Annotated in this window: 16 protein-coding genes; 9 read left to right on the forward strand and 7 right to left on the reverse strand. The window is 55.4% G+C overall.

Going from position 1 to position 24,603, the window contains the following annotated elements; all coding sequences use genetic code 11:
• Positions 1-73: 73 nt before the first annotated feature.
• Positions 74-601 carry a GNAT family N-acetyltransferase gene (locus HG66A1_RS17440; RefSeq protein ID WP_145186681.1) on the reverse strand — a complete coding sequence of 176 codons (528 nt, stop codon included), beginning with the start codon at positions 599-601 and terminating at the stop codon, positions 74-76.
• A gap of 192 nt (positions 602-793) precedes the next feature.
• Here HG66A1_RS17440 and HG66A1_RS17445 point away from each other — a divergent pair, with 192 nt between their 5' ends.
• The gene (locus HG66A1_RS17445; RefSeq protein WP_145186684.1) at positions 794-3,373 is read left to right on the forward strand and encodes a plasma-membrane proton-efflux P-type ATPase; all 2,580 of its coding nucleotides are present in this window, start codon (positions 794-796) and stop codon (positions 3,371-3,373) included.
• A gap of 50 nt (positions 3,374-3,423) precedes the next feature.
• A complete protein-coding gene (locus HG66A1_RS17450) occupies positions 3,424-4,266 on the forward strand; it encodes a polyphosphate kinase 2 family protein (RefSeq protein WP_145186687.1) in 843 nt (280 codons plus the stop codon).
• A 31-nt stretch (positions 4,267-4,297) separates the two neighbouring features.
• On the opposite strand, the gene HG66A1_RS17455 is transcribed toward HG66A1_RS17450, so the two are convergent.
• The gene (locus tag HG66A1_RS17455) at positions 4,298-7,813 is read right to left on the reverse strand and encodes a WD40 repeat domain-containing serine/threonine protein kinase (protein WP_145186690.1); all 3,516 of its coding nucleotides are present in this window, start codon (positions 7,811-7,813) and stop codon (positions 4,298-4,300) included.
• A 50-nt stretch (positions 7,814-7,863) separates the two neighbouring features.
• On the reverse strand, positions 7,864-10,206 hold the full coding sequence (locus HG66A1_RS17460; protein WP_145186693.1) for a hypothetical protein: 2,343 nt from the start codon (positions 10,204-10,206) through the stop codon (positions 7,864-7,866).
• Positions 10,207-10,337: 131 nt separating this feature from the next.
• Between HG66A1_RS17460 and HG66A1_RS17465 the strand changes: the two genes are divergently transcribed.
• The 4 genes from HG66A1_RS17465 to HG66A1_RS17480 all read left to right on the forward strand — a co-directional run bounded on the left by HG66A1_RS17465 (position 10,338) and on the right by HG66A1_RS17480 (position 16,663).
• Positions 10,338-10,988, forward strand: coding sequence for an RNA polymerase sigma factor (locus HG66A1_RS17465; RefSeq protein ID WP_145186696.1), 651 nt, complete (start codon positions 10,338-10,340; stop codon positions 10,986-10,988).
• Between the two features lie 75 nt (positions 10,989-11,063).
• Positions 11,064-12,695, forward strand: a complete 1,632-nt coding sequence (locus tag HG66A1_RS17470) for an arylsulfatase (protein ID WP_197996641.1) — start codon at positions 11,064-11,066, stop codon at positions 12,693-12,695.
• A 213-nt stretch (positions 12,696-12,908) separates the two neighbouring features.
• Positions 12,909-14,465, forward strand: a complete 1,557-nt coding sequence (locus tag HG66A1_RS17475) for a UxaA family hydrolase (RefSeq protein WP_145186702.1) — start codon at positions 12,909-12,911, stop codon at positions 14,463-14,465.
• 554 nt (positions 14,466-15,019) lie between these two features.
• Complete coding sequence (locus tag HG66A1_RS17480) at positions 15,020-16,663, forward strand: hypothetical protein (protein ID WP_145186705.1); 1,644 nt, start codon at positions 15,020-15,022, stop codon at positions 16,661-16,663.
• A gap of 91 nt (positions 16,664-16,754) precedes the next feature.
• Here HG66A1_RS17480 and HG66A1_RS17485 read toward each other — a convergent pair whose 3' ends face one another.
• A complete protein-coding gene (locus tag HG66A1_RS17485; protein ID WP_145186708.1) occupies positions 16,755-18,485 on the reverse strand; it encodes an arylsulfatase in 1,731 nt (576 codons plus the stop codon).
• Positions 18,486-18,651: 166 nt separating this feature from the next.
• Here HG66A1_RS17485 and HG66A1_RS17490 point away from each other — a divergent pair, with 166 nt between their 5' ends.
• A complete protein-coding gene (locus tag HG66A1_RS17490) occupies positions 18,652-19,269 on the forward strand; it encodes a hypothetical protein (RefSeq protein ID WP_145186711.1) in 618 nt (205 codons plus the stop codon).
• A 30-nt stretch (positions 19,270-19,299) separates the two neighbouring features.
• On the opposite strand, the gene HG66A1_RS17495 is transcribed toward HG66A1_RS17490, so the two are convergent.
• On the reverse strand, positions 19,300-19,596 hold the full coding sequence (locus HG66A1_RS17495) for a hypothetical protein (protein WP_145041735.1): 297 nt from the start codon (positions 19,594-19,596) through the stop codon (positions 19,300-19,302).
• 536 nt (positions 19,597-20,132) lie between these two features.
• Here HG66A1_RS17495 and HG66A1_RS17500 point away from each other — a divergent pair.
• Both HG66A1_RS17500 and HG66A1_RS17505 read left to right on the forward strand, forming a co-directional pair.
• Positions 20,133-21,194, forward strand: a complete 1,062-nt coding sequence (locus tag HG66A1_RS17500) for an Ldh family oxidoreductase (protein ID WP_145186714.1) — start codon at positions 20,133-20,135, stop codon at positions 21,192-21,194.
• 93 nt (positions 21,195-21,287) lie between these two features.
• Positions 21,288-21,572, forward strand: coding sequence for a hypothetical protein (locus tag HG66A1_RS17505; RefSeq protein WP_232101960.1), 285 nt, complete (start codon positions 21,288-21,290; stop codon positions 21,570-21,572).
• 23 nt (positions 21,573-21,595) lie between these two features.
• Here the strand turns inward: HG66A1_RS17505 and HG66A1_RS17510 are convergent, their stop codons facing one another.
• Both HG66A1_RS17510 and HG66A1_RS17515 read right to left on the reverse strand, forming a co-directional pair.
• Positions 21,596-23,302, reverse strand: coding sequence for a serine/threonine protein kinase (locus HG66A1_RS17510; protein WP_197993528.1), 1,707 nt, complete (start codon positions 23,300-23,302; stop codon positions 21,596-21,598).
• 272 nt (positions 23,303-23,574) lie between these two features.
• Positions 23,575-24,594 (reverse strand): hypothetical protein, encoded by a 1,020-nt coding sequence (locus HG66A1_RS17515; protein ID WP_145186720.1) that lies wholly within the window; start codon positions 24,592-24,594, stop codon positions 23,575-23,577.
• Between the last annotated feature and the right edge of the window lie 9 nt (positions 24,595-24,603).

Genomic DNA, 24,603 nt, shown 5'->3' on the forward strand with positions numbered 1-24,603 from the left:
ATGCTCCGAATATTTGACGGCGAATCACTTAACTGTATGGATCTGATTTTATCAGAACCAGATCAAACATTCATTAACTTTTTTGCCCTGTGTATTCAGCCGCATGAATCCGATACAGCCAGCTCTCCATCCCCGATCCATCCGTTCGGCTGCCGTCACGAACTCCGCCGATCTTTTCCACCGCCCGCTGCGAACGAATGTTTTCCGGACCGATCAGAAAGATCACCGCATCCACAAACTGAAATGCGTGCTGCAGCATCAGCTGCTTCATTTCGCCGTTAAACTGTCCGCCCCAGTGCGAACGCGCCAGAAAAGTCCAGCCGATCTCCACTTCGGAGGCACTCTCGTTATATCCGTGATAGCGCGAAGAACCGATCACGGCACCGGTCGCCTGATCGATCGCCAGCAACGCCCCGCCCGATTCCATCGCGTCCCGGAAGAATTTCTGAAACACTTCCGGCTGGTAACGGTCAGACGCCGGATGCTGTTCCCAGATCAACCGATCAGAGGCGACCGCAAACAAAGCGTCATAATCGTCCTCCTGCAGCGGACGCAGTTCCAGCAGTCTGCCGGTCAGTGTGGGTTGTGCCTCGAATACCATCTGTCTTGCCTCTCTGTATTTCACTCTGGTTCAACTTTAAGTTGACGAAAGCATCATAGTGGGACACCTCAGATTCGGATAGACAAAAACAGTCTGCAGACGTGTCGGTCGAATTTCGGAATGCTATACTGAAATCAGACAGCGAACGTATCGGACCATCTTCCCCCGTTGATGTTTCGGAGAGCACCCGAGATGAGTACTACCCAGCCCGCCTCCCGCAATCGTTCAGACAACTCACCAGACCTGGAACGGGAAGAACTGGACGTCGTATTTCAGCAGCTCCAGACCTCTCCCCAGGGACTGACCTCCACCGAGGCGGCGTCACGCCTGGCACAGTACGGCCGCAACGAACTGGAAGATCACCAGCTCAGCGATCTGCAGAAGTTCCTGCGTTATTTCTGGGGACCGATCCCCTGGATGATCGAAGCCGCCGCCCTGCTCTCGGCACTCATTGGCCACTGGCCCGACTTCGGCATCATCATGGGCCTGCTGATCTATAATGCCGGCTCCGGATTCTGGCAGGAACGCAAAGCCAGCAACGCGCTGGCCGCCCTCAAGGCAGGCATGGCTCCCCGGGCCCGAGTGCTCCGCAACGGCCAATTCGCATCCATCGACGCCGCCGAGGTCGTTCCCGGCGACATTATCCGCATTAAACTCGGCGAAGTACTAGCAGCCGACGTCCGCTTCATTGCAGGTGACTACATCAGCATCGACCAGGCGGCGCTGACCGGTGAATCCCTGCCTGTCAGCAAGAAAGTCGGCGACAGCGGTTATTCGGGCAGCATCGCCAGGAAGGGAGAAATGACGGCCGTCGTCATCGGTACCGGGAATAAGACCTTCTTCGGCCGCACCGCCAGCCTCGTCGCAGCGGCAGGCACAGAAGCCTCTCACTCCCAGAAAGCAGTAGGCCAGATCGGCGACTTCCTGATTTTCCTCTCGATGTCCCTCGCCTTTGTATTGATGGGTGTCGAATTTTATCGGCAGGTCGTACTCCGGGATGACTGGCACCTGGAAGAACTGGTCAACATTCTGCGCATGGTTCTGGTCCTGCTCATCGCGTCCATCCCGGTCGCCATGCCCACCGTCATTACCGTGACCAACGCCCTGGGCGCCCTGGCACTCTCCCGGAAAAAAGCGATCGTCTCTCGACTGGAAGCCATCGAAGAATTAGCGGGCGTCGACATCCTCTGCTCCGATAAGACAGGCACCCTGACCAAAAACCAGCTGAGCCTGGGAGAGCCGATTCTGTTCGCCACCACCGATCCCCAGGAAGTCATCCGCGGCGGTGCCCTGGCTTCCAAACGGGACGACGACGATCCCATCGACCTGGCGGTCATCGCCGGTCTGCAACAGCCAGACATCCTCGATCAGTATCAGTTGCAGAAGTTCGTCCCTTTCGACCCGGTCAGCAAACGTACGGAAGCCACCCTGACCGACTCCCAGGGAACTTCCTGGAAATTCACTAAGGGGGCTCCGCAGGTCATCATCGAATTATGTCACCTCGACCCGGATACCCAACACCGCGGCGAACAGTCTGTGCTCGACCTCGCCTCCCGAGGCATGCGGGCTCTGGGAGTTGCCCAGTCGTCAGACGACGGAAAGAGCTGGACGTTTCTCGGCATCCTCTCGCTGCTCGATCCACCCCGTGACGATTCCCAGGAGACCATCCGCCGTGCCCAGGAACATGGTCTGGGCGTGAAGATGATCACCGGCGACGACGTGGCCATCGGCAGCGAAATCTGTCGTCAGCTCGGCATGGGCACACACCTGCAACCCGCATCCGACCTGTTCACAAAAGAAATGGACATGAGCCACCTCCCCGAGTCGATCACCGCCTGCGTCGAACGGGCCGACGGTTTCGGACGGGTCTTCCCCGAACACAAGTACGGGATCGTGAAAGCCCTCCAGGACCGTGGGCATGTCGTCGCGATGACCGGCGACGGCGTGAACGATGCCCCCGCCCTCAAGCAGGCGGACTGTGGTGTGGCCGTCAGCGGCGCCACCGATGCCGCCCGGGCTGCTGCGGACCTGATTCTGACCGAGCCCGGTCTCTCCACAATCGTCGATGCCATCGACGAAGCCCGCAAGATCTTCGAACGCATCATCAACTATGTCCTGTTCCGGGTCACCATGACCCTCGACATCATGTTTGTCGTCGTGCTCTCGACCATCATTTTCGGCTTCTCCCCCTTAACGCCGGTCATGATCGTCTTCCTGGCACTCCTGGACGACGTCCCGATTATGACAATCGCTTACGACAATACACTGCTGCCCCCCAAACCAGTCCGCTGGAACATGCGACGCCTGCTGTTGATCTCCAGTTTCATGGGACTGCTCTCAATCGTCCAGACGTTCGGCCTGCTCCTGATTGGCGAAGAATGGATCACGAACCCCGACTGGATGGCCCGCATCAGCCTCAATCACGATCAGCTGCAAACCATCATTTTCCTGCAACTCGTCGCGGGGGGACACCTGCTGCTGTTCGTCATGCGTTCGCGAGGCGCGTTCTTCATGCCCCCCTGGCCGGCCCTTCCCCTGTTTTCGGCCATCGTCGGCACGCAGATCCTGGCCGTACTGATGTGCGGTTTTGGCTGGTTCGTCACGCCCATCCACTGGAAGCTGATCGGTCTGGTCTGGCTCTATATGCTGGCCTGGATGGTCCTCCTCGATCTGGTCAAGCAGGTCATTTATCGCAAAATCTCAAACCACGAGAACGGTCGTCCGCCCTGGTATAAACGTTTTTTACACAGTCGCAGCGCAGGTCGAAAATAAGTTTTTGAATTTCACCGCAGCAGCTGTCTGTCTATCAAGGAAAGCACGTCATGGATTACATCAGCAGATTTCGTGTCGAACCGGGCAGCCAGGTCGATCTCTCGAAAATCGATGCCAGCTTTAAAGACCAGCATGAATCACATCAGCACGCCTTGCCCGAAATCGAAACCTATCGCCAGCAACTCGCCGACCTGCAATACCTGATGTATGCCGAAAACAAACGGTCGCTGTTGATCTGCCTGCAGGGCCGCGATGCAGCAGGCAAGGACGGCACCATCAAGCACGTGCTGGGGGCCATGAACCCGCAGGGCTGCAAGGTCGCCGCCTTCAAAGTTCCCACCAGGGAGGAAGCCGCCCACGATTTTCTCTGGCGTTACCATCGGGCCACCCCCGCGAAAGGGGAAGTCGCGATCTTCAACCGCTCGCATTACGAAGATGTGCTGGTCGTCCGCGTACACAACCTGGTGCCTCAGGATGTCTGGTCGCAACGTTACGCGCACATCAACCACTTCGAGCAACAGCTGGCTGACAGCGGGACACACATCCTCAAGTTCTACCTGCACATCGATGCGGACGAACAACTGGCCCGCTTCAAGCAGCGAATCGACGATCCCGCCCGCCACTGGAAAATCAGCGACAGCGATTATTCAGAGCGTCCCCTGTGGGACGAATACACGACAGCCTTCGAAGCCGCCCTCAGCCAGTGCAGCACACCCCACGCTCCCTGGTTCATCATTCCCTCCAATCACAAATGGTTCCGCAACCTGGCGATCTCCCGCATCGTATCCGAAACCCTGTCAGCGCTGGACATGAAGTTCCCGGCCCCCACGGTCAACATCAACGAGATTCGCAAGAAGTACCATCAGATTGAAAAGGGGGAATCTCCCTCGTGATCTTGTACAGTGCCATTTGATTCAGGTACCACTACTCGGTTCGACTGGAAAATTCGAACCACCGCCGTGTCCCTTTTGCCTGGACCCCCACGGCCAGAGAATCCCCTGCGGCACTGAAAACCAGGTCCACCAGTTCGCCGCGAGGCAGTGGCTCGTCGAGTACGAGATCCCAGGTGCGTGTATCAAAGATCTCCAGTTGCCCGTCACTGCGCGCGACCGCCAGTAACGGCTCGCGGGGATGAAACTGAGAATAAACTGCCTGCGCATCGGTTCCGATCTGATGCACCATTCGACCGGTTTCGACCTCGTGAATCTGCACAAGCCCCTCCCGGGTATCGATCGACAGCAGCCTGCTGTCCGGTGAAAACTTTATCGGTCGGTTCGTTTCAAAGGGTTGCTCAGCCGTCGGCTGCCAGGTTTTGGTGTCGATCCGTTTTCCGTAGATGAACAGGTATTTTCCATCCGGGGTAAATCGCAGCTTGCCATTTCCCTCCTCCATGAATTTGAGATCGTGATTGCGATGAATGATCTTCTGCTCCAGAATCGACCAGATCACGAGTGCATCGGCGTGCCCCACTGCCAGCAGATTCCCGTCGGGATGAAAATCCAGGTCAGTATTGACGGGCCAGGGATCACAGCGAAGATGAGCGACCTGCTCACCGGTTCTCATCGAGAACAGATCCAGAAAATCATTACCGTTGATCAACGCCAGCATCCCCGTGGGTGCGTGAAAGGCAACGCGACGAGCCTGTTCATAAAAGATATCCGAGGCATGCTTCAGACTGACAACCCGCGTTTCAAGGTCCACCGTATCCTGCCCCTGATCGTGGATCATTACCACCCAGGGTTCTTCCTGATCATAAAGGATATTCGGATAGACGCGATTTCGTTTGTGAGGCTGAACGGGCTCCCATTTAGCCAGTTCAGTCTCCACAGTCTCTGAGTGAAACCGGCGGATGCGCAGTGGTGCCTCACGGATCCTGACCGCCTTAGCTTCGATGGTCGCGAACTGTTCGCCTGTTGGACTGACAGCCGTCCCCATCGCTTTTCCCAGGTATTCCCCGGTCTCTCTGTGCCACCAGCAGATCTCTTTTTTCTGGGGAACCGGACTTTCTGTGTTCCCCGAATTCAAAACCACGTAGCGATCGTTCGTGGAGAGCGCAAAACCACTGGCCTGGTTGAACGTATTCAAGGTCATGCTCTGCAGCTCCGCATACTGGAACAGGGCATGCGCTACGGAATCGTCAGTTTCCAGTACCGAAATCATACGTGCCGGAAACTGCACAACCGCGGCCTGACCCGCGGGAACCATTTTATTGCGTCGGTTCCAGGGCCAGGGATCTCTGAGTTGCCCCACCACGTACTTCTGATCCTGGGAGACATTCCAGTGAGTCGCGCCCAGCCGGACCATGATTGTCCGGGAAACCGTCTGCTCCTGGTCAGCCGAACCAATTGAGACCAGGTTTTTATGACGCAGTGCCAGTTCGGTTCCCTCCGGGTTCACGCTGAAATTGAAAGGCAAGCAATCCGGACCGGTCCCATGATCGACCTCTTTTCCCGTGATGAAGTTCCAGGACAGGTAATGCGCCTGCCCCTTCTCATTGATTTTCTGCAGCACGACCTGTTCGGACTCTAATCGGCTGGGAGAAAAATTGCGAATCTTCTCCCGAGTGGCAATGATTTTATTTTGCTCGACATCGTACACGCCCAGCTTCCCTTCGGAAGGCAGTCCGTTGGGCATCCGGTTCCGTAAATTCACCAGCAGATAACGTCCCCCTTTTGTGAAACCAATTCCCCCCGGCGCCACAAAATGATAATCGTCTCCCACACGCTGCAGGAATTTTCCCGTACGGGCATCACAGATCCAGGTCACGGCGCGATCATCGACCACATGTGCCAGCGCCAGCTTCTCCCCTATGTCGTCAAAATAGACGTTCGCATTCTTAAACTCCTGTCCGTCCGGATGGGGAATCGTACACAACACGCGAGGAATCCGCGCGGACTGCAGTTTCCAGACCCAACCACGATCCTGCGGATCGACGGCTTTCAGCAGTTCTTCCGCTTCATAAAAGCGCCCTGCACGAATATTGTATCCCGCCAGCAACAGACTGTTCCGCGCCGACTCTTTACGCTGCTCCTCCGCCGCCACCAGGGCATTGTCCCGCTCGCTCACAGCCTCTTTTTCCTGAATTTCCGCGTAAGCCAGATTCTGCCGAGCTTCATCGCGGGCTTCGGATGCTGCAAACAGGGAAAAAGAAACAACCGTCAGACTGACCAGGAGTATCAGCGCACTGGAGAGAATCAGGCTGCTGATCACCCTGTTTCGCTGACACCATCTGGTAAATCGTTCGATCTGCGATACGCGACGCACCGAAACAGGATGCCCGTCCAGCCAGCGACTGAGATCATCGGCAATCGCCTGGCAGTCCGGATAGCGATCCTCGCGGGTGGGCTCCAGCATTTTCTGACAGACGGCAATCAAATCCACGGGGATCACTGTCTCGGGGCCTGCGATCTCAGGGGGAGGCGGATCTGTCTGCAGTTGAAGCAGCACAGAGTGCGTCTTACCTGACCAGCGGGGGTTGCCCGTCAACAGTTCATAAAAGATCCCCCCCAGTGAATACTGATCGCTCTGTTTCCCCAGTTCCTGGGTCTGTCCCCGCGCCTGCTCGGGCGACATGTAGGCCGGAGTCCCCATAATCAGACCGTCGGAGGTCAGATCGAGTTCCTGGTCAATCCGCTTGGCCAGTCCGAAATCCATAATCATCGGACGCTGACGCGAGTTGATAATCACATTGGCCGGCTTCATATCCCGATGAATGATATTCTGCTCGTGCGCGTAAGCCAGCGCTTCTGCCAGATCCCGGATCCAGGTGACTGCCTGACGGATCGCAGGGCGTGTGCGATCCAGGTACTCTTTCAGCGTTTCGCCCTGGACGTAAGCAGCGGAAATATAATACTGCTCCCCAACCTGTCCCCGCTCCCAGACAGCCACAATGTGCGGATGCTGTAACTGGGCGGCAATCTGTGCTTCTGCCAGAAATCGATCGATACGCTCCCGATCCTGTTGATCGAAACGGGGCAGTTTCAATGCCACCTCGCGATCCAGTGTCGGATCGTAGGCCAGGAACACCGTCCCAAAGGCCCCCCGCCCCAATTCGGACTTGAGAATAAAGCGACCGAAGTGGGATTCAGTCGGTTCAGCGTTTTCCGGTTCCGCCAGGCTCTCTTCTGCGGATTCCAGACTGGATGAAACCAGCGTCGCCTGTGGTTCCGTCGCCGCTGTCTCAATCACCGCATCAATCGCCTCGCGATATTCGGGATACAGCTTCAGGTAATCGAGGCGGGCTGCGGGAACACCTTTTAACTGCCGCAATTCGACATCCACCTTCAACAGTTCCAGGAAGGCAAAACGCCGTAGCGGTACCGGGCACTGCTCAAGGACAGATTTCAACGTCAGCGCACTGTCCGGCGTCCAGCCCGATTCATACGCATCGCAGACCGAATCGATTTCCAGATAATCATCAAACCGCAGTTGATCAATCATGGAGTTTCCTGAATGAATTGGAGCGAATGAGACAGGCCAGTTCTTCGGCTTTACTTCGTTTCCAGCAACCGCAGATCAAGGTATTCCACATCGCCATGATCGTTCGTCCGCCCTGATAAGCGTTTCCCCGTCGCATCCAGGCGAAACTGCAACTGCGTGTCCCAGTTACCAAATACATTTCCAGGCCCCGATACTTTCTGCTTTTTCTTCAATACCAGTCCAAAACCGTTCGTCCCTCGATCCGAAGTATCCAGGCTCCCCTCAAACACTACTTTTGCTTTCTGCTGAACCTTAGGCACCAGCTCCAAGGTAACCTGTTTTCCCTCTAATTCATAACCACGAACAATCATTTTCACTTCGGCCGTCTGTTTATGTTTCAGACTTCTGATGGTCCCTTCCCATATCTTCCCCGGAGTCAGTACTGTTTGCCAGACCTCTTTGCGTGCTTTGGTCGCCAGTTGATCTGTACTTTCCACACTAGCATCCCGCTCCAGAGTCAACATTTCCCCTCCGGAACTCACGCCATACAGCTTCTTGCCATCGGGTGAGATACGAAAGACTTTTTTATCTTCAGACTCCCAGCGGCTGAAGAAGACACCGAAGTAGTCGTGTTCATAAATCGTCGCCGCCCCATACTGCTGCATCACCAGACCGTAGCCATCAATCATCCCGTTCCCGTTGAGCAGAGCCCCCTCGTAAACGACCTGCTGCACCGGTTCGTCGTCCCGGGCAAGAGTCAACCGCACATATTTGCCCTGGTCGCGCACTTCCGCCACACGCAGGGTGACCTGCTTCACTGCTTCGTCTCGCCATTTGGTCACACCGCGCCACGCAGCGCCCGGCACCAGCGTATTCTGCCAGCGCTGTTCGGCAGTGATGACCTCAGATTCTCCGGAACGGCGTTCGAACATGACCTCCGCATCGGCAAACCGGCCCCGGAATCCCTGTTCGACGGGAATCAGTAACAGTTCACTGCGAGAATTATGGGTAAAGAGTCCCGATTTTGGTTTGCGCTGACTGGGATGCGTATGGCTGGTGACCTGCTGCAGCCGAATCGGGATTCCCAGATGATGCGGTGCCTCCAGTTGCAACTTGCCTTCAAATACCGCAAAGGTAAAAGGGGTCTGCGCATCTTCAATGACCACGCGCATGTTCCCCGTTTCCGCTTCATAGCCGGTAATCGACATGACCACCGCCCGGTCTGCCTGGCCGACGATGGACTCGCGCCCCGTGTGTTGTGCCCCTTCCACGATTTCCTGCTCACGACTTCTCCCCGCTAACGCTTGCGCCACCTCTGAATCGGTCGCCACCTGCAGCGTCTCGCTCCGGCGTGCATCGGACAGTTGATACAAATTACTGGCGGGATCGTAAAACAGAATCCGGTTTTCCCGCACCTTGCGTGCCATCCGCGAGAGACTGGGATCTTCGTTATTGAGGATCAACATCCAGCCGTCATGAACCCGGCGTAACTTCTGTGACGCGTCTGAATTCACTGGAGGCAGAGACAAGTCACCCCGAAAGACCACCCGTGACAGCGGATCTTTCTGATCGATGGCCACCGCATTCAAGCTGGTCTCAGTCTTCCCCCGTTCATGCAGGAAGACAACGGCTTCCGACTCCGACTGCGCTGGAAAGAGTTTTCCCGAAAGTGGCAGGGAATGTTGAATCAGTTTTTCCAGGGCCTGCTTTTCCTTCAGCAGTCTGTGCTCCATCTCTGTACTTGCCTGCGCGACTCCCGCCACGAATTCTGCCTGCAATTCTCTATATTGACGTAAGGGATCAAGCGGCCCCCCATCCGCCAGCACCGCCTCGGACGGCAGAGAGGAGCGGGCAATCAGATCGCGCACAGCCGTCCCATCCGACAGTTGCAGATCAGACAGGGTCATTTGAGTCTCTTTCCCCGATCGGTCCACAAGCACCGTCGCCTTCCATTTAACGGGCTCTCCCTTGCGGCAGCTCAGCTGAAACAGTTCCGGAAAAGTAAACTGCTCGAGCTTGCGACTGTGCGGAATCCATTTCTGACTTTCGGGCGCACGTAAGTTCTGTAAGGTCTGAAGCGCAGCCTCGTACTTCTGCTTCAGAGAGTCCTCCCCCTGCAGTTCTGCTGAGGGATCCAGTTTCAGCAGCCAGTCTTCCTCGGGAGTCTCCTCGCATTCAATTTCCACATTCCAGCGCTGGTCCCCGTCAGCTTCCAGCGACAGGATTGTCAGTTCCCGAGCGCTGATCGCCAGCGGGTGCGGAGCCTCACGCGACATCAACTCGGTCAGTTCCCCGGCCCCTGGTTTCCCGGAGCAGCCTGCGCCGATTCCCAGCAGCAGGAGCACAAGCAGCCCCCGCGAGAAACAGACGTTGATAAAAGACCAGAGAAATGCATGAAAACCTTGATGAGTCATTGACTTACTCCAAACCCGAAAGTGATAATTGAACTGACAGACGCAGTAAAAAGAAGCATTTTTTCTTCCCCTCAATCAGTTACTGCCCAGAACAAATCCGCATCCGACAGTCTTTTTCCAATTTTTTAAAAATGCAGCAACCACCAGACGACGTGTTCTCTGATGACTCTTCGCAGGACCTCTCGCTATTCGCGGAAAGTGTGCTGGAAGAGATGCAATCCACCATCTCGCCTCGCTTTGAGCATCTCTGGGATCGATTTCATCAGGTCCTGAAAGACTACGTGGAACGCCGGATTTCGCCTCAACTGCAACCGCATGTCGGTGCCAGCGATATTCTGCAAAGCGCGTTTCTCAGCCTGTGGAGAAGACTGGAAGATTCTTCGAAACCACCCCTCACCGACCAGGATGACCTCTGGGGATTTCTGATGACCATCGCCCGCCGCAAACTCGCCAGACGCTGGCGACAGATTCAGACGCAGAAACGGGGAGCCGGAAATGTGATTACGGCGACTGACTATACCAGCTCCACTTCAGGAGCTGCATTTGAAGAGATTTTCTACGAGGAAGTCAATCAGCAGCTCAAACTGGAACTGGAAGAAGCCTCTGACCGGCTTGATGTGGAATGCCAGACCATTATCTCCATGAAGCTGACCGGCATGACCAATGCCGAAATCGCAAACGAATTGAAGTGCAGCATCCGACGTATCGAACGTAAAAACAACCTGATCCGCAAAGCATTCACGGACGCCGAGGCTGATTCCACTATCATCGCCGAAAGTTGACGCAGCTCTTACATGCCACGACAATCAAACTGTTCCCGATTATTCGCGCCCGTATTTCAGGAAAGTAAACCCCCTATGATTCCCGCATCGCCCCTCAGAAAGATATTCAGGTTCACGACCCTGCTTGTTGTCAGCGGCATACTGCTCCCCTCTGTCATTCCAACCGCTCAGGCCGCTCCCGCGACACGCCCGAATATTGTCCTGATCATGGCCGACGACCTCGGCTTCTCGGATCTCGGCTGCTACGGTTCGGAAATCAAAACACCCAACCTGGACCAGATGGCCAACGAAGGACTGCGATTCAAACGTTTCTACAACGCGGGACGCTGCTGTCCCACCCGGGCCTCGCTGATGACCGGCCTCTATCCGCACCAGGCAGGCATGGGCTGGATGAACCGCAACGATAACCTTCCCGGCTACCAGGGAGAACTGGGCAAGAATTGCGTCAGTATCGCCGAGGTCCTCTCCGCCGCCGACTATCGCTGTTATCACGTCGGCAAATGGCACCTGACCTATCGTATGCGGGAAGCCAATGAGAACTGGCCTCTGGGCAGAGGCTTTGACCGCGCCTATGGCACCGGCGGTGGGGGCAATTATTTCGCACCGCGTCCGCTCTATGAAGACAATCAGCTGATCAAACCACCCAAAACGGGTTACTACATTACTGATGCCTTCAGCGACCGCGCGGTCGACTATTTGAAAGATCACGCTGAGCAGCACAAAGCAGAACCTTTCTTCATGTATCTCGCTTATACGGCCCCTCACTTCCCGTTGCACGCACTTCCGGAAGACATCGCCCGTTATAAAGGACAGTATCGGGGCGGCTGGGATGCTCTTCGCAAACAACGACACCAGCGCATGCAGCAACTCGGGCTGATCAACTGCCCGCTCTCCCCACGTGATCCCGATGCCCAAGCCTGGGACAGTCTCTCGGAAAAAGAGCGCGAGGAATGGGATCTGCGCATGGCCGTCTATGCAGCCATGGTGACCAGCATGGATCGAGGCATCGGCCAGGTCCTGAAGCAAATTGACCAGATGGGCCAGAAAGACAATACCCTCGTGCTGTTTCTCTCCGACAATGGCGCGAGCGCTGAATACATCGACCGGGGACACCAGCCCGGCGCGATCACCGGCACCCGGGAATCGTTCCGCTGTGCTGAGGTCGGCTGGGCCAACAGCAGTAACACCCCCTTCCGCTTCCACAAAATGTGGGTGCACGAAGGGGGCATCTCCACGCCCCTCATCGTCCGCTGGCCCGACCAGATTCAGCAGACCGGAGGCTGGACCAACCAGGTAGGACACATTATTGATGTAATGGCGACCTGCGTTGACATCTCCGGTGCGAAATATCCCGCCACCAAAAATAATCAGGCCGTTTTCCCTTACGAAGGCAACAGCCTGCTCCCCACGTTTCAGCATCCGGAAACAACAAAGTCCCGCATGCTTTACTGGGAACACGAAGGTAACAAAGCCATTCGCCAGGGGGACTGGAAACTGGTAAAAGAAAACGGTCACAAGTGGGAACTCTACGATCTGAGTCAGGACCGCAGCGAACTGCAGAATCTGGTGAAAAGCGAACCGCAGCGGGTGGAAACCATGTCCCGCGAATGGGATGCCTGGGCCGAACGTGTCGGCGTCGTTCCCTGGGACGATCTGCCTCCCCCCGGCTACAGAAGTAAGGGGCCGGACTTCTACCGCAAGAAATAAGTGCTGGCTGTCCGTCTGCTGTGCCCCCCACCAGTCTCAATACGAGGCCCCGGCAATCACACAGGAAAACAGCAGATCACTTGAATCTGCAGGCCCGAAACGGGATAGTTGAAGAAATGTGACCTCAAGGTCGTCCATCAACCGGCTGGTGAGACCGCCACTCCTGCCTGCGTTGGTTTTTCCAACCCTATCAATAGAGAATGTCAGCCTTTCATGTCCACAGTCGCCTCTTCGCCGTTACTGAAACTGCACCCGGAAGATAACATCGCCATCGCCCGTAATTCTGTGGCAGAAAACCAGGAATGTGCGATCACCGACACCGAGAACGTGACCGCCCGGGAAAGCATCGATCTGGGACACAAGGTCGCCATTCAGCCCATCGCGAAAGGGGAACGGATCCGTAAATTCGGTCAGGTCATCGGTTTCGCGACCTGCGACATCGAACCCGGCGACTGGATTCACAGCCACAACCTGGCAGCAGGCGAACTCAGCCTCGATTACGCGTTCTCCAGCGACGTCCCTGCACCGCCTGCACCTGTGGAGGGACGGACTTTCATGGGCTACCGCCGTCCGAACGGCAAAGCTGCCACTCGTAACTACCTGGCGATCATCAGTACCGTCAACTGTTCGGCCACCGCATCCAAGTACATCGCCCGGGAACTGGCCCAGACCTCACTGGCCGACTATCCCAATATTGATGGCATCATTCCCCTGGTCCATAAAGGGGGCTGTGCGATGCAGTATGATGGAGAAGACCACCATCAGCTGATGCGGACTCTGGGGGGATTTGCGAAGCATCCCAACATCGGCGCTTATGTTATTCTGGGTCTGGGTTGTGAAACGGGGCAAGGTTCTTTCCTCTCCGACAACGAAGGACTGGTCCAGTTGCAGAACCTGAAAGAGCCCGATCCCATGGAGCCGCTGGTCCTCAACATCCAGGATATCGGGGGGATCAGAAAGACCGTCGACTACGTTTCAGACGTGCTCAAGGACTATTTACCGAAGGTCAATAATGTCGTTCGGGAGCCAATCCCGGTTTCCGAGCTCATTCTGGGCACCGAATGCGGCGGCAGTGACGGGAACAGCGGCGTGACCGCGAACCCGGCCCTGGGAATCGCCAGCGACCTGCTCGTCGCTCACGGCGCGACCTCCATCCTGGGAGAAACCTCCGAAATCTATGGTGGCGAACACCTTCTGACACGTCGCGCCATCACGCCGGAAGTCGGTCAGAAACTGATCGAGCGGATTAAATGGTGGGAAGAATACACGGGCAAATTCGGCGTGGTGATCGATAACAACCCCTCACCGGGTAACAAAAGAGGTGGTCTGACCACGATTTATGAGAAATCACTGGGAGCCATCGCCAAGGGGGGCAGCACCGCGCTGCGAGCCGTCTACCGCTTTGCAGAACCGGTCACCGAAAAGGGTTTCGTCATTATGGATACCCCCGGCTACGACCCTGCTTCCGTCACCGGCATGGTGGCCGGAGGCGCGAATGTGGTCTGCTTTACCACAGGCCGGGGCAGCTGTTTTGGCTGTAAGCCAGTCCCCAGCATCAAAATCTCCACCAATACCCCTATGTTCGAACGCATGCAGGACGACATGGACCTCGACGCAGGTCGCATTCTGAACGGCACCTCAGTAGAAGAAGTGGGCCGCGAAATCTTCGAGTTAATCATCGAAGTCGCGAGTGGAAAAAAGACAAAAAGTGAGGCCCAGGGCATCGGTGATGAAGAATTTTGCCCCTGGAGTATTGGTCCGGTGCTCTGATTTCCCGGATTTGAGCAGAATTCCCGCTCCCGTTCGTACCTGACCTCTTCCAGGAGCGTTCCGAGCGGGTCTTTTGGCCCAGCATTCATCTTAACGTATTATGAAATAACCAGTTCCCTGGCTTGCTCTCTCTGTCGGATCAACCTCTAAATCAGTCAGGCCGACTTTCAAACACCCACCACAACTATACATTCAAACACACAAGAGCACCCTCGATACAACCGCTAGAACTCTTGAAACAGGAAAATTCGGCATCTCCCGAATAATCGCTACAGTTTACCAGAAGCCCTGTCCGATATAACCAGCAACAGACTCCGCGCATTTCCGTTTTAGACGCGCGGATTGTTATCAGGTTTCCGCTGTTTGTTTGTAAGGACGTATAGATGCGGCTTCTTCATTGGCTAGCACCGGTTTTGAGCATCGTTCTGATCTCACACGCATACTCCACAGTACACGCGCAGGGATTTCCTCCAGCTGAAATGCAGTCGCGTATGATACAACCTGTATCATATAACCCTGCCAGCTTCCCGGGATATCCCCAGAACGCTCAGGCCATGCCTGCACCCGTACAACCTGGATTCTTCCAGGCTGCGGCAGGCAGCAATGGTTATCCGACTCCACCGGGAGTCCCCATGAATGCCGGACCCGAGTCGCCATTGAGTGCGTTCCCTCGGATCTCGCCGTTCGAGCACCAGTTCCAGCAGCACCGGGTTGATAGTAACGGTCTCTGGTCTTACCGGGCCAGTAATAACGGTAAGCGGCACTTCCTGAGTATGGAAGCGTTGTTCGCCCGTTATCAGAACCCGGGTGGAGCCCTGATCGGTAATGTCGGTACTCAGTCCTACCTGGGCATGGTAGAAGACGAACTCATCGACGCCACCGACGAAGATTACTATGACCAGTTCAGTGAAAATACCGGACTGCCTTACTTCGATCAGAAGTACTTCAATAATGTACCAAAACTGAATGCTCCCGGTTTCCGTCTCCGTTGGGGCTGGTATAACGATGATGAGAGTGGGTTTGAATTCACCGGCTGGTGGATTTCACAGGCTGATTCAGACTGGTCCGCGATTGAACAATCGACTCACAAACCGAATCCGGCGAATCAGGCCATCATGGACATCCTGCTTTCTCCGCCTAACTTTATCGATCCAGCAGGTACTGGTGTGGTCTCTTCGATCCCCGGTGTGACTACTGCTCAGGTGAACGAAGTGCTGCAGAACGAACTGATGAACCTGGGTGGCCTGCCACTGGATGACGGTACTGTTGACGGTGTCACCGTACCTTACGACCTGGATTTCCGTGTCAAATCAGTCAGCCAGGCCTGGGGTACCAACGCCACCTGGTTGTCGACTCCGATTGTAGACAAGAAAGCCCTTAAGGTTCGTGGTCTGGCCGGTGCCCGCTACATGCAGGTACGCGAAGGCTTCAGCTTTGTCGGTCGCGACAGCGGTCTGCTCTACAGTGATGCTACTAACATCGCCGGTATCCGTCCTGACCTGAAACTCTTCTCGCTTCCCACCGGAACCGACGAAAACCAGGACGGAATCGTGGACAACGCTGGGGTTGTTGAAGATGACAGCACTGGTGGGGGAACCACAGGTACCTCAACCGCCTTCTTCGTTGCTCCTGTTGACCCGGTAACTGGTCAGCCCGTTCAGCCCTACACCACCTGGGTCAACAACACCGTTGATACTCATCTGGCTGGTCCTGAAGTTGGTTTCCAGTTTGATCTCGGTGGCGACAAGTTCAAGATCTGGGGTCAGACCAAAGTCGGTATCATGGCCAACCAGGAAAAGATTAAATTGAACGGTAACAACGTGGGGATGGGCATTCGGGCCGACCCGGATGACATCGATCGTCCCAAGGCTCTGATTGATGCAACTCCAGGTAACCCAAACCCGAACGCCTTCAGCGATTCACAGAGTCACACCCACGTATCACCCATGTTCGAACAGTCGATCTTCATGGAAATGGCAATCTTCGACAAGGTGCCTGTCCTCAAACGCATGAAAATGCTGGAAGAAGCGAAACTGAAAGTGGGTTACACCTACATCGTTGCCGGCGAAATCGCCCGCCCTTACGACAGCATCCGCTGGCAGGGTATGCCGACCCGCGGCCTGTTCCCCTCGATCGATGTCGAGCGTGAATCATGGAGTGTCGGTACCTGGAGTGTCGGTCTCGACTGGCTCTACTAAAATCGTGGCGAATCAACGAACCATCTTAAACGGTCGAGAATCATTCTCGGCCGTTTTTTTATGCGCCTGACGCTCGCTAAAGTCCAACCGCTCAATCCAGCCGTTTGAGAATCACATCACCCCGCGTACTGTTGTCGCCGGGATAGACACGATCGGCTCCCTCTTCCTGAAACCAGATATCCAGCATGCCGGTTCCCGACTGCAGTTCGAAACGGGCCGAGGCCTGATCTGCTGACAGAAATTCGTGCGATCGCTTCCCCTGCCAGTTGACAGTCAATTTGCCCGGTTTGGTATCAGCGCCCCGCTGAATTTCCACCTCATAGCGTCCGGGAGTCTCTACCTGAACCATCCAGCCCTCTGACGTTCCTTGCATGAAGGTTCCATCCTGGTACCGACACAACGTGGTCGGGTTCTCTTTGCCGCTGTTGATCACAATCAGGCCCGGTTGAAAATTGCGGGACTGTTTCACATCCGCAAACCAGCGTTCATAGTCCTTGCGTAAACCAGCGGCGATGTCGGGCTGTGTGGAGATCAGATTCTTCATCTCCCCGGGATCGCTGGTCAGATCGTACAGCTCCAGTACCGGCTCGGCATCGCGCATCAGGTTTTCTTCTCCGAAGGTGCCGGGATACCCTACCAGTTTGTACCGTTGTGTCACTACGGCGCAGTTTTGATAACGCTGCGGGGTCAATCCACGATGCACCTGGAAGAACAGCTTCCGTTCGGGCAGTGTCTTGACTTTCCCCGTCAGCAGGCCAGTCAGATCGATGCCATCCAGTTTTAATGATTTCGGTTTTGGGGTCCCCGTCATGTCGAGCAATGTCGGCAGAAGATCGATGTGTGCCGCGATCTGGGCACTCTGTGTCCCCGCGGGAATGTGTCCGGGCCAGGTCGCCACAAACGGCACGCGGATTCCCCCTTCATAAACCCACGACTTCCGCCCTCTCAGCCCCGCGGTATAACGTTTCTGCTGAGGACCATTGTCTCCCAGAAAGATCAGGATCGTGTTCTCCTTCAGTTTGGTCTGATCCAGATGCGCCATCAGACGTCCCAGGTTTTCATCCAGGTTTTCCACCATCCCATACACGCGGGCCGTCGTTTCATCCAGTCCCTGCTCTTGATAAGGCTTCCAATAGGAGTCCGCTATTTCCAGAGGCGTGTGCGGGGCATTGGTCGGCAGATAGACAAAGAATGGTTTCCCCGCCTGGGCCTGTCGATCCATAAACTCCAGGGCAGCGTCAAAGAACAGATCTGTGCAATAGCCCTTGCCCTGCTCTCGCTGACCGTTCTTCCACAACCAGGGATCAAAATAACTGTTAGGTTTATCGGGAGCCTGACCAATGCCACCACTCCGATGCACCAGCGACTCCGCAAATCCCTGATCCTGCGGCCGCATCGGATAATTGTCACCCAGATGCCATTTACCGAAGATGCCCGTCGCGTAGCCTGCTCCCTGCAGCAGCTCGGCCAGCGTAGTCTCCTCGCCGTACATCTTCGCACCGCCGCGTGAGGTGTGTACAACTCCCGATCGATAGTAATAACGTCCAGTCATCAGACTGGCCCGGGTCGGTGCACAAACCGGACTGCAGTAGAAACGTGTCAGCTCCATTCCCTGCCGAGCCAGTTCGTCCATGTGCGGGGTGCGGATCTGCGCGTTGCCATGAAAGCCGACGTCTCCGTAGCCCTGGTCATCGGTCAGCAACAGAATCACATTTGGCTGTTTCCCCTCTGCTGCCATCCCCTGTGAGAACCCAAAGATCAGGAAAACCAACAGCCCACACGGAATCAGTCCCCAGTTTCTCTGTAACAGTGCTCGCAGCATCACGTTCCCCTTCACACGCTAAGCAATATCAGCGAGCCCACTTACCCCCATTCGAGCTAAAGAATGCACGCGGGCAGGCGACGCTGGTTGAAAAAACAGTTGTCCTCTTCGGCCTGAAATCATACGATAGAACAAAGCCAATCGTGTGACTCGGGAGGACGTACTGATGAATCGTAAACTGACCTGCCTGTTAGTGTGCTGTGGAATGCTGGCTCTGATGAGTCTTCCCGCTCACGCACAGGTCCTGCGAATTCAACAACCCATCGTACAACAATTCTCGGTGGGAACAACAGTCACAGTGCCGGATCGAGGTACCGCTCTGTTGGGAGGCGTCAGTTCCGGACGGATCCACTCCCGCCAGGTTGGTCCTTTTCGTCGTGGCTCAATTTATGGACAGGAATTCCAGAGCACAACCAGCAGCGTAAGCGTCTATATACACGACTTCGAAGCCATGGACCGTTACCTGCTCAACTCCGCTCCACGCAGTATTCGTGAAGCAGCCGCTCATCCCAGTGATCACTGGCGAGATCAACTGCATGCCCCTGTGGCGCACAATCAGCCCGGTTCCTCAATCGCGCGAGAAAAGCAGGCTGCGTCGCAAGCCAGAACCCAGGCCAAAGCACAGCGGTTTTATGAACTGGGGAAGCAGGCCGAACAGAAACATGCCACGTCGAACATCGCAATCCTGCACTACACCGCTGCCGCCAGGTACGGCAGCCTGCCGGCACAACAGCGACTCAAGGAACTGAAAGCCGAGTCGACCTCGATTTCAGCAACAGAGTGATATCTGGCAGTGCTGATGCTTTGAGGGGACCTAGGCGGCTTCTTCGTCGGCAAAGATGCGATTTGGCAGATTCACTTTCGCGTAGCGTTCGCCACGGGCATCGTAGAAATAGATCATGTTGGAGTCAGAAGCCCAGATGGCTCCCAGGCGAACCGAACGCGGACCGTTAATCGAAAACTGAAGTCCACATCCCCGACCCCGGCGTTGTAAAGCCATTTCAGACATCGTGAACTGCTCTTCGAGCAGGTTCTCTTTTTCACACAGTGTTTTGTGGATGTACTGACGTAGATCGTTTAGTGACTGGATATTATCGACACTGATGCTCATGCACGCTACCTCTTGCAAAGATTCTCGTTCACCTGTTTTTTCAGGTCTCTCCCCTGACTGTCAAAGGGGACCATTCTCGAATCGACAGGTTGACCTCACGAGTATCGTCCAACCGCAGAGGCATCTGTCACAAGAGTTTGTGTGCCGTTGTCTTTGTTAAAATTTGAGAAGATTATGGAGTTCCACTATTCGTTAACGGGACAGACTTTTTCCCTGTGCGATCCGCATTTTTAGAATTCCGACTGATGAATGCCCCCGCTGGCAATTCACTGAAGTCGTTTCCTGCCCCCTCAGAGGCATGGAATACCATGCCGCTTTTATCTAACCGGAACACTCCTGCTACATTGAAGCACCCTGCACAACGCGGATGCCGGGCTGCGTACTGATTTTTCTGCTCAACAGGAAAAATCGGACGATTCACTAAATTTACCGGATCTGGATTTGTTTGTATGATGAAGGCCAACGTCAGCTTTACATCAGTTATGGCATGTAAATTTGCTCATTCAAACATCCATTAACATAGAGGGTCATCAGAAGTGCCTGTTATCTCTGCCGAGTCGCTGCAAAAATTTACCGAAACGCTCATGCTCAAAGGCGGCGCCAATGAAGAAGAAGCGCGCATCGTTTCCAAGAGCCTGGTCGACGCCAACCTGCTGGGGCACGATTCCCACGGCGTGATGCGTCTTCCCTTCTACATGGGCCGTGTCAAAGAAGGCATTCTCAAAGCCGGTGAAACTCTGAAGATCCTGAACGAAACACCGGCTGCAATCAACGGCGACGGCGGCTGGGGATTCGGTCAGACCGTGATGCACGATCTGATGAATCGCCTGATCGAAAAAGCGGGCAACCTGGGTGTCTCTGTCGGAACCCTGAAACACGCTTCGCACATCGGCCGCCTGGGAGAATATGCGGAAATGGCTGCCGCCAAAGGCATGGCATCCATCATCTGTGCCAACACACATGGCTCCGCCCCCCGCGTGGCGCCAGTGGGAGGCAAGCGTCCCCGTCTGGGAACCAATCCGATCTGTATCGGCATGCCCGGCGGAGAAAAGGGTCCCTTCGTACTCGACTTCGGCACTTCTGCCACTGCAGAAGGTAAAGTCCGCATCAAGAAAATTGCCGGCGAACAGGTTCCTCCCGGCCTGATTCTGGATCCGGATGGCAATCCCACTACCGACCCCAATATGCTCTATGGCGATCCTCCAGGGACAATCCTTCCCATGGGCGGCGATCAGGCTTACAAAGGTTTCGGTCTGTCTTTCATGGTCGAAATGCTCTGTGGTGCCCTCTCGGGTGGACAGTGTGCCTTCCCTGATCCTCCACCACCAAAGGGGAACTGTGTGTTTGTGGTCGTGATCGACCCCACTCACCTGGGAGGCCAGAATCACCTGTTGAACGAGATTACCAATCTCGAAAAGTATGTCCGCAGCGTGCCTCTCAAGGATGGCGTTACAGAAGTCTTTCTGCCGGGCGACCCGGAAAAGAAAACCGCTGCCACCCGTAATGAAACGGGCATTTCCCTCGACAAAGGGAACTGGGAAGCACTGACCAAACTGGCTGAAGAACTCGACGTTCCCGTTCCGGAAGTCCAGGACTGATCAGCCATCAATGACACAACAGCCTCGCGAATTGACCAGACAGTTCGCGAGGCTGTCTGATTTCAATCAGCCGACAAACCGGGAGCTTTAGCCATGGCGAATGAAATGGATCCGAATTCGAACCAGCCCGCTCCCGAGCAGGATGCGCGGCTCTATGTGCCCATCAATGATGCAGAAAACATCACGATTTTCGTGAAAACATCCTCGTCCAAGGAGTACTGCTTCTCCAAGTTTCCGGGCGAGGATCATTTTCACCTGCTGATGCATGGCGAGATCGTTGTCACTAACGGCCATGACCTGCACTGCGTCGACTGTGCCCTTCGGCACGGATTTCTGACCCGCGATCGCCTCAACTGGCAGCATAAGTCCCGCAGTTAGAACGCTGTCGATCCAGGTATCAATCAGACATTAACGGGTAGTACCGTCGTCGCTTTCAGATAATCGGACTCAAATTCGTCATCTTCGGAGACATGCTGTACCATATGCTCGGCTTCAGACCACCACGCGGATGCCTGGGCCTGGGTCCAGCTATTGACCTGTAACTGCTCCAGAGCTTCCAGCAGTTCGGCGGAGTTCTGGTAACGATCGTCCGGCTTCTTCTCCAGGCATTTCATAATGATCTCTTCCAGTTCAGGAGAGACCTCCGGATTCAGTTCCCGCAACGGTTTCACGGCCTGGCTCGCATGGGCGAACATCACCTTCAAAGCGTTATCCCCTTCAAAGACCGGTTTCCCGGTCAGCAGGTAATAAGCGCTCGCCCCCAGTGAGTAAATGTCGGACCGCGGTCCGGGACTGCCATCTCCAGTGACCACTTCAGGACTCGTATACAGCGGAGAGCCCACCACGGCCCCTTCCATGGTTAACTCCAGCGAAACGTCATCGGTACGATGATACTTCACCAGACCAAAGTCGAGCAGCTTAGCCACATCGAACAGACCGCCACGCTCGGCTGAGAAAATGTTCCCCGGCTTGATATCGCGGTGAATCAGCCCTTTCTGATGTGCTTCCGCCAGGGCAGAACAGACCTGTCTGAGCAGATACACAACCCGCTCCTGGGGCAGAGGTCCAAACCGCTCCACGATTTCCTGCAGGTTCAGTCCGGGCAGGAATTCCATTGCATAATAGAATGTCCCCTCTTCGGTATGCCCGTAATCGTAAATCTCAATTGTATTCGGGTGCGTCAGGCCAGCAGTCGCCTGCACTTCGCTTTCAAAACGCAGCAGGACATTTTCATCATCGACCTTGTCCCGCCGGATCAGCTTGATCGCACAGGGACGCTTCAGCAACCGATGCTCGGCCAGATAGACTTCGCCCATCCCGCCGCTGCCAATCTGTTTGCGGAGCGTGTACATCCCCACGCTTTTCAAATCGAAGGCTTCGCGCCTCAAACTGTCAACCCGATGCGAACCATAGACGGCTGTGCTCGCGGCAATCATCAGCAGGATGATTATCTCCGACAAACCGCCGCTATACAGTACTTCTGACACCTGGGGCACCTGCATCCCGGTCATGATCGCGCCCACAATCGGGCTGATGACCATCAGGCTCACCACCGAGATCACGCCCTTCAGCGAGTTCGGAATGAAGATCCCGTAAGTGAAAATCAAGATCACCCAGGGAAATGCGGTTCGCAGGGGAAATTCAAAAGCGACTTTGCCCAGTAATACCGGATCGCAGGCGCAGAGTTCACTGAAGTGCCACCAGATGAAAAATCCGGCAGGCGCACCGAAGGTGATCGCCTCACAGATCCGCAGGCGGTATTTACAGAGACAGGGCTTCCACCACAGAAAGGCGGAGACGGAGAAAAGAATCACCGCCAGAACGCCATCCAGCAGCAGCATCTGACTGTCGTGGGGGTTCTTGTACTCACCCAGCCAGAAACCGCGGATCAGGAATGCAGTTGCCCCCAGGCCTAACAGCAGGGAAGCCATCCGCAGACGCTGGAGCAGCAACGTACGTCCCTGCTCCTGAAACATACTGCCTGAACCACGAGAGACGACCCCGGCATGCGGACAGAATTTGCCGGCATCTTTTCTGATCTCCTTGGAAATCAGAGTAGGCATCGATTTTGTGTTTGCAGCAGAATGGGGTGTTGGTTTTGAACTCATCCTCAAAGTTCCCCGGTAGAAACCTGGATTAGACAGGAGCATCGCTGGATACCGTCCGTGAGCGCCTCGTTGTCAGCCGCAGCGATCTGTGATTCCTGTCTGGTTTTCTTCAGGCTAGTACCGTCTGTTCGATATATCAAATAAACTGAACGTGGAGGGCAGCATATTGACAACTATTATAGGTACTCGGAGATACGATTGACAGTAGTTTTTCTCCGGGAAGCTCAAATATGCGTGGGAGGGTATAAGCTGTTACAATCACGTAACTTATACTACTCAGACAATCTCTTCTGGTAACACTCACCCAGGTGGACCATCATCTCCAGTGCCAGCAGGTCCGCCCGCGACATGACATGCCGTGAACTTCGGTTCCCCAGCCCCCGGACAATCGTCTCCACACACTCCAGATGGAACTCCAGCACCTGACGCGAGGTCAGTCGGGCTGCCGCCAGCAGTTCCGCGATCTGGATAATCTCGTCCTTCAGACTCCCGGAGCCCATAATGACATAGGTCCGCAGCAGCTCATGATAGTATTCCGGAATGTCAGCGGGAATCTGCGCATCCGACATCGACTCTTCGGAAAGACTCTGTTCAGCCGGTGCTTCTCCAGCAGACGGTTCCAGTTCTCCCGGGTAGACCAGTGTCTGCAGTTGTTCGACCATCGAGCGCTGCTGATTCAACAACCGCTCGGCTTCATCCCGTTCACGGACCAGGCGACGATGATTTTCAACCTGCAGACGATGATGGTCTTCCTGCAGTTGCTGAACCCACAATGCCCGTTGCACATAATCCAATAATGCGGGTGAGTCCCAGCCGGCGGGGGAAACCAGCAGTTCCGCCTGGAATTCGCAGGCAGCCAGAGACAGTCGATCATCGGGTACGGATGAAATCAGAACAATCGGTTCATCACAACCACTGACGCGAATCGCCTGCAGCAGTTCGCTGCAGTGATGACGTCCCTCAACGTCGGCCTGAATCAGCAGACAATCGTAGCTGTGATTGCTCAGCAGTTTGAGCATCTCTTCGGCATTCGAGGCCCACTCCAGACGGGGCTCCTCACAGCCGATGGCATCCAGCCGTAAAGCAAAGCCCACCCACTCGGGACGCTGGCTGCTTACAAACAGCAGACGAAAGCGGGGCGGAATCACGGAAGCATGATTTTGCTCAGAGGAGGCTTGAGAGTCATCTGTCGGCGAAAGTCGGTCTGACTGCGGAGACCGGGACTGTCTTTCTGCGAAATCCGCGAAAGCAGCTGCCCCTGTCTGGTTGTGTTCATCATCCTGCACGTTCATATCCCGACC

The sequence above is a fragment of the Gimesia chilikensis genome (assembly GCF_007744075.1).
In the GTDB taxonomy this organism is placed as follows: Bacteria; Planctomycetota; Planctomycetia; order Planctomycetales; family Planctomycetaceae; genus Gimesia; species Gimesia chilikensis_A.